The 13,011-nt window shown below is 57.9% G+C and carries 11 protein-coding genes; 5 read left to right on the forward strand and 6 right to left on the reverse strand.

Features of this window, described 5'->3' with window-relative positions; genetic code table 11:
- Nucleotides 1–10: 10 nt before the first annotated feature.
- Nucleotides 11–865: a hypothetical protein gene (locus tag AC6LJW_RS01110; protein ID WP_498086241.1), complete on the reverse strand. Its 855-nt coding sequence runs from the start codon at nt 863–865 to the stop codon at nt 11–13.
- 108 nt (nt 866–973) lie between these two features.
- Here AC6LJW_RS01110 and AC6LJW_RS01115 point away from each other — a divergent pair, with 108 nt between their 5' ends.
- Together AC6LJW_RS01115 and AC6LJW_RS01120 are read left to right on the forward strand one after the other, a co-directional pair.
- Nucleotides 974–3,352, forward strand: coding sequence for an SIR2 family protein (locus AC6LJW_RS01115; protein WP_498086242.1), 2,379 nt, complete (start codon nt 974–976; stop codon nt 3,350–3,352).
- 1,243 nt (nt 3,353–4,595) lie between these two features.
- A complete protein-coding gene (locus tag AC6LJW_RS01120) occupies nt 4,596–5,033 on the forward strand; it encodes a GNAT family N-acetyltransferase (RefSeq protein ID WP_498086243.1) in 438 nt (145 codons plus the stop codon).
- Between the two features lie 255 nt (nt 5,034–5,288).
- Here AC6LJW_RS01120 and AC6LJW_RS01125 read toward each other — a convergent pair whose 3' ends face one another.
- The 5 genes from AC6LJW_RS01125 to AC6LJW_RS01145 all read right to left on the reverse strand — a co-directional run bounded on the left by AC6LJW_RS01125 (nt 5,289) and on the right by AC6LJW_RS01145 (nt 10,372).
- Entirely contained in the window at nt 5,289–6,293 is a 1,005-nt protein-coding gene (locus tag AC6LJW_RS01125; protein WP_498086244.1) for an alpha/beta hydrolase, read from the reverse strand.
- 189 nt (nt 6,294–6,482) lie between these two features.
- Nucleotides 6,483–7,562: an alpha/beta hydrolase gene (locus AC6LJW_RS01130; protein ID WP_498086245.1), complete on the reverse strand. Its 1,080-nt coding sequence runs from the start codon at nt 7,560–7,562 to the stop codon at nt 6,483–6,485.
- Between the two features lie 2 nt (nt 7,563–7,564).
- Complete coding sequence (locus tag AC6LJW_RS01135; protein WP_498086246.1) at nt 7,565–8,389, reverse strand: carboxymuconolactone decarboxylase family protein; 825 nt, start codon at nt 8,387–8,389, stop codon at nt 7,565–7,567.
- A 181-nt stretch (nt 8,390–8,570) separates the two neighbouring features.
- The gene (locus tag AC6LJW_RS01140; RefSeq protein WP_498086247.1) at nt 8,571–9,464 is read right to left on the reverse strand and encodes a LysR family transcriptional regulator; all 894 of its coding nucleotides are present in this window, start codon (nt 9,462–9,464) and stop codon (nt 8,571–8,573) included.
- 5 nt (nt 9,465–9,469) lie between these two features.
- Complete coding sequence (locus AC6LJW_RS01145) at nt 9,470–10,372, reverse strand: LysR family transcriptional regulator (RefSeq protein WP_498086248.1); 903 nt, start codon at nt 10,370–10,372, stop codon at nt 9,470–9,472.
- Nucleotides 10,373–10,530: 158 nt separating this feature from the next.
- Between AC6LJW_RS01145 and AC6LJW_RS01150 the strand changes: the two genes are divergently transcribed.
- Genes AC6LJW_RS01150 through AC6LJW_RS01160 form a run of 3 tightly spaced genes read left to right on the forward strand, consistent with a single transcriptional unit; the run spans nt 10,531 to nt 12,991 of the window.
- Nucleotides 10,531–11,520, forward strand: coding sequence for an aldo/keto reductase (locus AC6LJW_RS01150; RefSeq protein WP_498086249.1), 990 nt, complete (start codon nt 10,531–10,533; stop codon nt 11,518–11,520).
- A gap of 16 nt (nt 11,521–11,536) precedes the next feature.
- Nucleotides 11,537–12,130: a flavodoxin gene (locus AC6LJW_RS01155; protein ID WP_498086250.1), complete on the forward strand. Its 594-nt coding sequence runs from the start codon at nt 11,537–11,539 to the stop codon at nt 12,128–12,130.
- 9 nt (nt 12,131–12,139) lie between these two features.
- Nucleotides 12,140–12,991 carry an aldo/keto reductase gene (locus AC6LJW_RS01160; protein WP_498086251.1) on the forward strand — a complete coding sequence of 284 codons (852 nt, stop codon included), beginning with the start codon at nt 12,140–12,142 and terminating at the stop codon, nt 12,989–12,991.
- The last annotated feature ends 20 nt before the right edge of the window (nt 12,992–13,011 follow it).

A 13,011-nucleotide genomic window follows, 5' to 3' on the forward strand; every position in this document is an offset into this window, starting at 1 on the left:
ATTTGATTAGTCACCTACTCTGCATGTAGTCGAACAGTTCCTCAACAAATCTCTTCTGGATTTTCAGGCAGACAGCGTCAGAACGACCCGAATCGGAAAGTAATAAGCTCTCGACGGAGTACTGATACTTTTCCGAATTTCCAGAAAGTTGCTCCATGGCGTCAGACACAGCAGCGACAGAGCAGGCTATTTGACGCCTGCCCTCTTCCGTCGTTGCGCTCCAAGAGAGCTTTGGCGAGAAGCGTAGTGTCGTATGGCAGCCGACAACACGCTCCAACTCCTGACGGAGTCGCGGCTTACGTTGCTCGGACAACATTTGTGGGCTGGGCGCGTACCATTTCCATTCATCAACGTTCACGCCAGTCAACGGATTGAGAAGCGGCTGAAAGCGCTCGTTCGGACGGGTCTTCATTACCCGAGTAGCACTATTCATATCAGTAAATATCCGCATACCCTTCCCCTCGGCCTCATATGTTGCTGCACGAGTCACGGCATCTCCAACGATGAATGCTCCCAACGATTTATTCGACTTACTCGGCTCGTGGATGTCGCCAAAGGCGAGGCCGCCGCGACACAGGAGCCCCTTCAACGCAGCCTCATACATAAGATAACGTCCGGCATCGGCAATTTTCCCCACATCAGCGGCCCATAAGAACGCGCAATCTGACAACTGAGCGACTCTCACGCCAGGAAATTCCTTGTTTGTCTGCACAAGTGCTTTGCGGAATTCGATTAATATTTTTGCGGCAAGTAGTTGGTGGGGGTACTTTCCTTTTGGGTCTATTTTCCATGGCGCTAACTCTGCGCTACCTAGCGTAAGTTTCCCCCTAGTTAAGGCATTGAAACCCAGCATGTCGATGAACAAAACCGCTCCCTCGAAGCTCCGCAATTGCATCTCCTTGATTTCAGCGGCACACAATATCAGATGTTCCAGCTTGGGTATACTTAGAAAATTGTATGATTGGGAGGAGCTATGGCGCATAATATTGATGTAATTGGAGGGCTCGATCCAGAGTCCTCTATTCTCTTCTTAGGCTCTGGGTTTAGCCTCGGCGCGAGCAATATCGCGAATGGGACCCCGCCCAACGGCAGGGGGTTGCGTCGCCACTTTATCGAGCAACTCAACCTCCCAGCGGAAACTGACTACGATTTACAAATCCTCAGCGAGGAATTTGCCGAGCATGATTCTGGCAAGCTTCGAGATGAGCTCTATAGGATTTTCCGGCTGACTGGGCTGACTGCTGGCCAAACAGCAGTGTTGAATGAGCCTTGGCGACGCATTTACTCGACAAACTACGACGACGCGGTCGAGTTGCATCGGTTAAAAAATAAATTACCGCCGAATGCGTACGATGTCTCGGAGCCAGTTCCGAACAAACTGCCTCACGGCGCAGTAGTGCACCTTCATGGCAGCATCCGACTGATCACGTCTGAAAATGTGATGAAAAGTCTGGTTCTTGGCGAAGGATCTTACGTCAACCAGTATGTCGTGAAATCGCGCTGGTACGATCAATTTCAGCGCGATCTGGCATTCGCAAGCGCATTATATATAGTTGGATACAGTCTGGCCGATTATCATATCGCCGGCTTGCTGATGGCCAATCCTAAGCTTGCCGAGCGAACTGTCTTCATTCAAGGACCCACCGTCGACGAAACATTCTTACGACGCACTGCGAAGTACGGACGCACGCTGTTTATAGGCACCGACGGCTTCGCCGAAATTCTTGCGTGCACTCCACGCTCAGTTGCCCCCTCACTGGATGATCTGCGTTCTTTTCGTTCGCTGTCACCCGTTCGTGATAAGAAGACAGTTGCTCGTCCGACTGCTACCGAGGTGTTCGATCTTCTAGTCTATGGCGATTTCGATCCTGGTCGCCTTGCTCGATCGCAACCCAGTGAAGAGTATGCAGTTGCTCGGGCGGATTCGGTGCGCGCTGCGGCGAATATTGTCGAGAGCAAGGCATCGCTCGTTGTAGATGGTCGCCTTGGTAACGGCAAATCAATTTTTCTTCACCTACTTGCGTTCGAGCTTTCTTCGAGAGGATGGATCTGTCTACAGCTCCAGTTTGGCCATCCGGACCTTCAGCGCGAGGTTGCGGCACTAGTCGAAGTCGATAAATTGGTCTTGTTTGTCGACCAATACTCGTCCGCGCAGGACAATTTGCGCGGTCTTCACGAGGCTCTTCCACAGGCTAAGTTCGTAGTGGAAGTCCGAACTGGGACGTTCGAGGTCCGCTTTCATGAGTTCGTAAAGCTTCTACCCAAGCCGTTTGACCGGGTGAGCCTTAATGGCCTCACAAGACCAGAGATGGCCGCGTTTGGCCGACTGTGTGAGAGAGCAGGGCTTCGTACGCCTAATCTCGATCATCGCGGTGACCTCCGCGACGTGTTGCTTGATCTTTTCGAAAATGCCGCAGTCCGCGATCGTGTGAAAGAGGCCCTAGCCCCCCTCTTTGAAAACAGGACTACTCGGCGAATTCTGACTATGACTATGCTGATCGCCACTCATCAAGGCTCCGTCAGTGCCTCATTCATGAGAAACGTAATCGGCGGGGATCCATTTATAGCGCTTAAACCGCTGGAGGATCTATCGCATGAGATTTTCGAGGCGTCAGCTGACGGTTTCAGGGCTCGATCGTCTATCTTCTCCTCGTTTGTGATCTCAGCATTCATCGCGCCAGAGGAGATCGCTGACGCAGTTGTAGAGGTGACACTGGCTGCGGCCCAGCGGCGAAGCGAGCGACCGTATCGAATTCTCATGTCGGACATGATGGCGTATTCGAGCTTACGTAGAACCTTGCGCGGCAAGGGAGATCTGGATACATTCATTCCCAGCATCTATGAACGCCTACGATACGACGAGCGGGTAAATGGGGAGCCACTCTTTTGGCTTCAGTATGCTATAGCGATGGCGGAAAAGCCTCGGCTCGACGCGGCCGACGAATTCATCACCACGGCCTACAGAAAGGCCGAAAAGCTTCCCGGTTTCCAAACCTACCAGATTGATACTCAGGCTTTCCGCATAGCTCTGATGCGAGCGATGGAGCAGAGGACGGGTCAGGCGATTTTCAACATTGATGCGATTCTTCTCGGGGTTGAGCGAATCGATGCAATGCTCGGCGACGGCAGCCATCGATTTTACGCTGTGAAAGTGCTTGAACACGTTCAGCCGTTTGTGACGGCACGGATTGGAGATTTGGTAAATGGAGAACGGACCGCCTTGCAGTTCTGGCTTTTAAAGGTGGAAAAGTCGCTCTCTTTGCTGCCAGATGACTTCAAGGCAGCAGCTGGTTCTGAGGTAGTCCGCAAGAGCGTCGAAGCGGCCGCCAAGATGTTTATCGACCCACATTAATCTTATGTAGTTCCGGTAAGCCTCATTTTTTCAATCGCCTCGCGCCGGACGCCCTTTACCGTACAGCCCCGCAAGAGGAAACGAATTTAAAGGGATTACAGGCTGGGTCGGAAGCACCCATTTACGTCTGATGAAAGCTGCCGTTCAGGTTGTCTTGCGCGCTGCGATCGAGCAAGTTTCCGGTTTGAGGCGTACAGCGGTCGTCTGGCCAGATAGTGGATCAATGTCCGGTATCGGCGGCAGCGGTCACAGACTTGCCGAAGCTCTGCGGCAGCAATAGCCAGAACCTGCCGTTCGCGGCCACGCATTGGACGACCGCTCCTGGCCGGGAGTCGTCGGCGCAGTTTTTGACTGTGCATTCAACTGGTCGTTGCAACACACTAGAGGCTGCGCAAGCAGAAGATGTGTTGCAACGACCGGTTGACTGCACAGCCGCTGGCGGACGCTCGTCAACCGCGTCTAGCTCACAGCCGTTGTAGGGTAGGACAGGCGCACTGGCATGTGGGCCTCGAGATGTGATGGTCCCAATCATCACCCAAGTTCAATGAACTTTCTGGGGAAGAATGCGATGTTCAATGAACCACTGCGGCCAAAGTGAATGAACCAAATTTCGCTAAGTCCGTGATTTACATCATGTCGAGTTTCCACCTTCAATGAACTTCGACATTTGGTTCACTGCGTCAAGGCCTACACACACATACATCCGCCTGTCTTGGGGGTGCAACGTCCAACGTCATCAGCGTCGCTGCAAGGGCTCGGTGCAGCTTTTGTCGAGTGGCGCTTTCATTAGCGCAAGCTGCTAGTTTGTAAGTCGTGGCTCTATAAGAATCTAGTTTTCTGGCCCTTTCTATAAGGCCATGACGGTCTTAAAGTGAGCCCTTCTCGTTTCTGAAAGAGCTTCCACATCATCCATGTCTCATCGAATGCGAGCAGCCCATCGGCCCGCCCGTGTCCCGTTGGGATGCTCGTTCTATCCCGGCGTACTCGGCTAGAAGGCCGCATCCGTCCACTGGAACCGATCAACGCCAAAACCCACGGCGTGGATCTCCATCACGGACTGCAAATGCTGACTGTGAACGCGACCATTGAAACCTGGCGCGCACCAGACAACGTCGAACCCGATGGCAGCCGGTGCATGTCGCTAGTGGACATTCGGCAACGGCTAGTCGCGCCTGTGCCGGCTGAACCGTGCACGGCAAGGCATTAGATCAGCAGTACCTCCAATATCGAAAGGACAAACACCATGAACATTCGACTGGCCCATGAGCAAGACTACGCGCAGTGGCTCACGCTCTGGCAGGGCTACCAGACGTTTTACAAAACCAATATCGCTGAGGCTGTGACGCAGCAAACATGGGCGCGCTTTCTGGATCTTGCCGAGCCCATGCACTGCGCCGTGGCCGAACAAGACGGTGTACTGGTAGGCATAGTGCATTACATCTTTCACCGTAGTTGCTGGACTGCGGGAGACTACGTGTACCTGCAAGACCTGTTCGCCACCCCAGAACTACGCGGCCAAGGAGTGGGTCGGGCGTTAATCGAGCATGTATACGCAGTAGCAAAAGCGCAGGGCGGCAGCCGCGTTTGGTGGCTCACGCACGAGACAAATACCGATGCCATGCACCTGTACGACAAAATCGCCGATAGAAGCGGCTTTGTTCAGTACCGAAAGGTGTTGTGAGCGCACGGCCTCTCCGCTACCGCGTGACCGGTGTGCTTGAATTTCGGTTAATGGCCGGAGAGCAGTCTTTGATGACAGCCTGCTTCCGACCCATAACGGCCATTGGTTGTCTGCCTACGAATGACTGCTACCCAGTGAAAGCGATCGTCGGCAACTTCTACGGCGGCGTCGATAGGACGCATGTGAAAATCGCCTCAGATCGCTCGCACATGGGTGAATGGGACCTTTCGGATCCTCACCTCGTGCTGTTAATGATCACAGGGTTCGAGCGTAGAACGGCTTGAGCTGACCCAGCGCGGCGGCCACATACTTGGGAACCCAGTAGGTCTCGATATGGGTCGCGCCTTCGATCAAGAACAGTTGCTTGTCGTTGGTTCCCGTGGCCTTCGGGAAGGCTTCTTCGGTCATATACAGGCTGTCCGCCTTGCTGCCGGCGATCATCAGCAAAGGCTGGTCTATCAATTCGATCTGTTCGGTTGCATCCCAGCGCATCAGATCCAACAGGCTGCTGGTCGTGTACTTGAAGGTCGAGCCGGGGTGGGCGTGCGTCCTCCAGTAGTACTCGTAGCCCTGCCGGTACATTTCGAAGGGCAGCGCGGCGATCTGTGCATCTGTCATGTCGGCGTCGCCGGAGTACGGAATCTTTCCTCCCGCCTTTTCCTGGGCGCGTGCTTCGGACGCTTGCTTCAGGCGTTGTTGAATCGTATTCAGTTGAGAATCGGCGAAGCCATTCCGACGAACCCGGCCGGAGTTGAACATGCTGAGGGTCGCGATCGACTTGAAACGCTTGTCGGACTTTGCCGCGGACAACGAGTAGCCGCCTCCGCCGCAAATGCCGAGTAGCCCCAGGCGCGTGGCATCAACACCCGGGTACTGAGTGATGAAGTCCGCTGCGCCGTGGATGTCCTCTATGCGGAATTGCGGCTTGTCCGTGCTGCGGGGCTCGCCGCCACTGCCGCCCTGATAGGCGGCATCCATCGCGATCGTAATGTAGCCAAGTTCGGCCAGGTGCTGGGCATACAGGCCAGCGACCTGCTCCTTCACGCCGCCATTGGGATGGGCCACGACGATTGCGGGATATTTCTTCTGCGCATCGTAGTTCGACGGGGTGTAGACGTTGGCAACGATATCCAGATCGTTCAGCTTGTACTTGACCGGATGAATATTGACCTTGCCCGGTTCATTCTTCGAGAGGGCGCCGGCGTAGACCAGCGTAAAGGGATTCTTCTTGTAGTCGGCTGCGGCGGCGGTGGCGCTCATTATTGGAACTCCCATGATTGCACTGGCGACAGCGAACGCGGATGCGCCTAGAAAATCGCGTCGGGTTCTGCTGATAAATGGATCTTTCATCTCAATTCCCACTGTTGTTGATTGCGGCGGCTGGTGTTGCGGTAGCTGGGCCGATTTCCCAATGCCTAGGCGATGCATCAGGCTGCAATTGCGCGCTTGTCAATCCAGACCTTTCGCGGCAAGAAACCGTGACACCAGATCGGCGATCTGGATGTTGTTCAGGTCGGACATCAGAAAATGCGTGTTGCCCCGAATGCCGACTTCCGGCAGGTGCACGAGCTGCGCGTCGCCACCATGTTTGTTGATGGCGGCGACCCAAAGGCGGGCCATGGCCAGGCGCACCCGCCAGTTGTCCTGTCCGCGCTCCGTGGTCGGCTCGGTCGGAAAGTTGTCGCCGTAATAGATGATGATCGGGATGCGCGTGAGCTTCTCGAAGTCTGCCAGCGGCACGGCCTCGGGCGTAAGCGTCCCTGCGGCGCTTGGCATCGCGGGGGGAAGCTCTCCTTCAGGGAAGATGAACCCGCTACCGGGTTCCAAGGCGACGATTCCCTTGACGTTCTTGCTTTTGATCGCGGTCAACCACCCCGGTCCGCCTGCCTGAGAATGCGATAGCAGGATGCCGGGCCCCGTCTTGTCGAACAGCGCGGCCATGGCGTCTGAAATCACCCCGGCATCGAAAGGACCCGTATTGGGCGTGACCGAACGGAAGAACTGATCCAGCGTTTCAGGCTTGCGGTCGAACTGCACGTTGTCGAAGTACCTTGGCCATTTGCCGATCCGGAATTGATCGAAGAACAGCTGATCGAAGGGGGTGGGCTCGATCGTGGTTGCCACGGTGCTATTGCCGGCGCGGCCGCGGCGAGGCTGATCGACGAGATAAACCGGAAAGCCACGACGCAGAAAGAGGGTCTGAAAACCTTCACGGCCGTCTGACGTCGTTTCCCAGCTACGCGCCGATTGGTACGCACCATGCAGCATGACCAGGGGCAGCGGTCTGGCGTTCTGCGGGACCTGATAGAAGGCGTAGAGGTGGTCGCCGTGGAATGTCTGCCCTTCGGCGGTTGGCTTGTTGTTGTCGTACAGGCCAGGCTTCTGCACGACGCTTCCGCCGACAGCGAAGCTGCCTTGTTCCTGGATGACAAGCGGACCGCTGGCATTGTGTGGGCTGTCGGGAAGGGCAGTGCAAGCCGTCATCGAGCTCAGCGCGATGCACGCGAGCAGGGTTTTGGTGAGGTTCATGTTCAGCGCCCCGAGGTCGCGGCAAGGGCCTGAGTCAAGGCCGCATCCGCACGCTCCGCGGCCTGTTTGCCGCCGCGCTCAGCCAGAATCTGGGTCAACTGGCGCAACTGCGCTGCCGTCAGGCCTACCCGCATGCTGGCCCGCATGTGCGAACGCAACTGCGCTTCCACGCCGGGCGTAGCCGCCAGCGCCCCGACAGTGGCCAATTCGCGACTCTGCCAGTCGAGGTTGTCGCGTTCGAAGATGTCGCCGAACAGATGGGCTTGCAAGAATTGATTGATGATGGGGGCAAAGTCCATGACGGGGCCGGTGACCGGTGCGCCTGAGATGCGGGTCTGATTGGCCTTGCCTACCGCTATCAGTTCGTCCCCGGTGGGAATGGCGCGGCTGGGTTCGCGTCCCGGTGCGTCCTGAATCCCGCGTTGCTTGCGTGCCTCGACCACCTTCAGGAGTTCGCCAAGCGCGTTAAGGCTTTTAGGAAAGCCGACGTATGCATACAGCTGCACCAGGATTTCCTTGGCCTCGCTGATGGTCATCCCGGCGTCAAGGCCTTGGTTCAAGGCCGTGTTCAGTTGGGGCATATCGCTTGCGGCCATGAAGGCGGCGATCAGGGGCACGGCCTGCTGTTTCGCGGACAAGGTATCCGAGGCGGCTTGTGTGGGCGTCGCTTGCGTTGCCTCAGTTTTTGCTGTGGCATGACCATGTGCGAGCGTTAGCCCGGAAGTCAGTGCCATCACAACACCCAACGTGCTGATCGCAGGCTTGTAAGCAGGCTTTTTTTGAATCATCGTTGACAGCTCCATCCCGTTGCTCGGATTGGCCGGCATGCATATCGGCCAGGGGTGGCGGCATGGTGTCGGCGAAAGGCAAAACGCCGGATGAGGGCTTGGATTTGCCTTTCCTTTCGGGGAGCTGAAAATGCTACGTGATGCGGACGCTTCGATTAAGCCCCTGATTCCGCATTCACTACTGAGGTGAACTCATAAATGACGCAGAGCCGCGAACTGGCTATGCGCGATGTCGCAAGGCCTCGACAACAACTGCCAAAGCGCCGGAGGACTGGCGTCGGCTTGGGTAGTACAGGTGGTACCCCGGATACGGGCTGCACCAGTCTTGCAGCACACGAATAAGCCGCCCTGCGGCGATATCCTCCAACACCATATCCTCCGGAACGTAGGCCAAGCCACAGCCCGCCAGGGCTGCCCGGGCAATGGAGGAACTGTTGTTGAACACCCATTGGCCGCTGACGGGGTACTTGGCCTCTTCGCCATCCCGGTCAAGATCCCAAGGAAGGAAGCCTCCGTACGTTGGAAGTCGCAGCCGGATGCAATCGTGTCGAGTCAGTTCCTGGGGCGAGCGGGGTGCGGACCGTGAGGCGAAGTACTCGGGCGAGCCCACTACCGCCATGCGCAGGTCCGGGCTGATGCGTACAGCGATCATGTCCTTGGCGACTTGGTCTCCCACTCGAACGCCAGCGTCGAAGCGTTGGGAGACAATGTCCGCCATCGTGTAGTCGATGCTGATCTCGACGTTGATGTCGGGATAATCGCGCATGACCTTGGACAGCTTGGGCCAGAGAACGCTGGTTGCTGCATGTTCGGCGGACGTGATGCGGATGGTTCCGACCGGCTTGTCGCGTAGATCCTTGACGGCCGCCACCTCGGCATCGATGTCGTCGAAACGAGGCGCCACACTGTTGAACAGGCGTTCGCCCGCTTCGGTGGTCGCAATATTGCGAGTGGTGCGCGTCAGCAGTCGGACGCCCAGCCGGGTTTCGAGGCCGCGAACGGCATGGCTCAAGGCAGAGGGCGATACGCCAAGCAGGGCGGACGCCCGAGTGAAACTGCCTTCTCGCACGACATGAACAAAGGCGAGAACATCGCTGAAAGTCTCCAGGGCCATATCAGTCACACCTCTTTTTCGGGGTGACGCAATGCGTCGATCAGCACGGTCATTGCTCGGGACAGATGCCGGCGGCTGGGGTAATAGAGATGGTATCCAGGAAGCGTCGGACACCAATCCGCGAGGACCGTCCGCAGGCGGCCCTTCGCGATGTGGGGGGCAGCCATCTCTTCGGTCAGGTATCCAAGGCCAAAGCCGGCCAGCGCCGCCTGAAGGATGGGCTGGGTCCGGTTGAAGACAAGCGACCCATCGACTCGAACGCTGATCTGCTGTTTGCCCTTCTTGAACTCCCACGCGTAGAGTTCCCCGTGGCTCATCAGCCGCAGATTGATGCAGTTGTGGTCGGCCAGGTCCTGCGGTTTCAAGGGAAGGGAGCGCTTGGCGAAGTAGGCGGGTGAGCCGACGATCACGAAACGCAAGTCGGGGCTGATACGCACCGTGGTCATGTCCCGGGCCAGATCGCCGCCGAGGCGCACGCCCATGTCGTAGCGCTCCGCGACGAGATCGACGAAGCGTGATTCCGCGTTGATCTCGACCTTGATCAGTGGGTACTCGGGAAGCACTTTCGCAAGCCTGGGCCAGAGCACGGTGTCGGCAGCGTTCTCGCTGGCAGTGATGCGGATCGTGCCGGCCGGCTTGTCCCGCAGTTCTCCGACGGCCAACAGCTCGGCCTCGATTTCCTGGAATCGGGGAGCGATGTTTTGCATCAATCGTTCCCCGGCCTCTGTCGGCGAAACGCTCCGGGTGGTGCGCGTCAACAGGCGAACACCCATCTTGGTCTCAAGAGCGCGAATCAGATGGCTCAATGCCGATTGGGAGACGCCGAGTTGGGCGGCGGCCCGCGTGAAGCTTCGCTCTCGCGCGACCGCAATGAACGCCAACAGGTCGTTGTAGCTGTTTTTCGCCATCTATGAGTTCACCTCATAAGTATTTGCGGATTTTACTCTCTAGTGCTGGCTAGACGTGATGGCTACATTGGCTGATGTAGCGATGCCGCCAGCTATCCCGCCGCATGGCGAACGCTGGCGGGTCACATTGGACGGGCGCGTTTGAAGGAGTAAGACATATGCATAAGCGGAAACTTGGAAACAGCACGTTGGAAGTTTCAGCCCTCGGGTTAGGGTGCATGGGCCTGAGTCACGGTTATGGGCCGGCCACGGACACCCGGCAAGCGGTATCGCTGATTCGGACCGCAGTCGATCGCGGGGTGACCTTCTTCGATACGGCGGAGGTGTACGGGCCCTACGTCAACGAGGAGGTCGTGGGCGAAGCGCTGGCCCCTGTGCGCGACCAGGTCGTAATCGCCACCAAGTTCGGTTTTACCTTCGGCGACGACAACACGCAGCAGATCCTGAACAGTCGCCCCGAGCACATCCGTTGGGCCGTCGAAGGGTCTCTCAAGCGCCTGAAGACCGACGTGATCGATTTGCTCTACCAGCATCGCGTCGACCCCGACGTGCCCATTGAGGAAGTCGCTGGCGCAGTCAAGGACTTGATCGCCGAAGGCAAGGTCAAGCACTTCGGCCTGTCGGAAGCGGGCGTACAGACGATCCGCCGTGCGCACGCTGTGCAGCCGGTCACCGCCTTGCAGAGCGAGTATTCGCTGTGGTGGCGCGAGCCGGAACGGGAAGTCTTGCCGACCTTGGAAGAGCTCGGCATCGGTTTCGTCCCCTTCAGTCCATTGGGCAAGGGCTTCCTGACGGGCGCCATCAAGGAAGGCGCGACTTTCGGCAGCGACGATTTTCGCAGCAAAGTACCGCGCTTCTCGCCGGAGGCGATCCGGGCGAACCAGGCCCTGGTTGACCTGTTCGGCAAGATTGCCAGGGACAAGGGCGTAACGGCCGCGCAGATCGCACTTGCCTGGCTGCTGGCGCAAAAGCCCTGGATCGTGCCTATCCCTGGAACCACCAAGCTACATCGCCTGGAAGAGAACCTGGGCGCCGCCTCCGTCGAACTGTCCGCCACCGATCTTTCCAGCATCGCGCAGGCCTTGGCGGACGTAAAAATTCAAGGCGATCGCTATCCTGCCGCGCTGCAGGCCCGGGTTGGTCGATGACATCAAGGAGGCTTGGATGACTGTCGCCCATGATTCGACTCGACGTACGGTGATGGCTGCGCTTGTGACACTTCCGCTGGGAGCCGCAGCCACGGCATCGAACGCTCAGGGCGGTGAGATGCGACAGGTGGGCTCGCGGACACTGGTGGTCTATTTTTCACGATCGGGCAATACGCGCGTCGTCGCCGGACTGATACATCGTGCACGCGGTACTGACCTGTTCGAGATCCGGCCGGCCAGTGCCTATCCAGAAGACTACGAGCAAACGGTCGAGCGAGCTCGCCAGGAGACCGAGAGCGGCTACAGGCCGCCTCTGGCGGCGACGGTGCCCGCCATCTCTGGCTATGAAACGGTGTTCCTCGGTTTTCCCGTCTGGGGCACGACCGTGCCCCCAGTGGTCCGTTCTTTCCTGTCCGCGCACGACCTGTCCGGAAAGACCCTGATCCCCTTCATCACCCACGGCGGCTACGGGCCAGGGAACAGCAAGTCAGTGCTGGCGAGCGATGCGCCGAAGGCGCGGTTGCTGGATGGTTTCGTCATGGAGATGGACCAGGAGCGGCGAACGATGGAGCGCGTGACGAGCTGGCTCGGCGGCGTCCCGAAAACATAGGAGCTAACCATGCAACAAGTTACTTTGAACAATGGCGTCGTGATGCCCATCCTCGGCTATGGCGTTTTCCAGATTCCTGACCCACATGAATGCGAGCGCTGCGTGATCGAGGCCATCGGCACCGGCTATCGGCTGATCGACACGGCGGCGTCCTACTTGAACGAGGAAGCGGTTGGCCGGGGCATCAAGAATGCCAGCGTCCCGCGCGCCGACCTCTTCGTGACGACGAAACTCTGGGTGCAAGACACTGGGTATGAGCGCACCCAGCAAGCTATAGACAAATCGCTGCGCCGTTTGCAACTGGACTATCTTGACCTCTACCTCATCCACCAGCCGTTCGGTGATGTGCATGGATCGTGGCGCGCAATGGAAGACGCCCTGAAGGCCGGCAAGGTTCGAGCTATCGGCGTCAGCAACTTCCATCCCGACCGCTTGATGGACATCATCGGCTTCAACGATGTCGTGCCGGCGGTGAACCAGGTGGAGGTCAATCCGTTCCTTCAGCAGGAGACAAGCGTGGCCTTCATGCGTGAGAACGGCGTGCAGGCTGAAGCTTGGGCGCCGTTCGCCGAAGGTCGCAACAACCTGTTCCAGAACGAAGCGCTGGTGGACATCGGCCGCAAGCACGGCAAATCGGTGGGGCAGGTCGTGCTGCGCTGGGTGACGCAGCGCGGGATTGTGGCGCTGGCCAAGTCGGTGCGCAAGGAGCGGATGGAAGAGAACCTGCGAGTGCTCGACTTCACCCTGGATGAAGCTGACATGGCCCGCATCGCCCAGCTCGAGACCGGCGAAAGCAGCTTCTTCTCGCACCGGGATCCGGCCATGGTGAAGTGGATGAGCGAGCGTCAGCTCGACATTTGACGGGCCGTTGTCAGCCCTGT

It is taken from the genome of Achromobacter sp. 1012554356, from assembly GCF_059760815.1.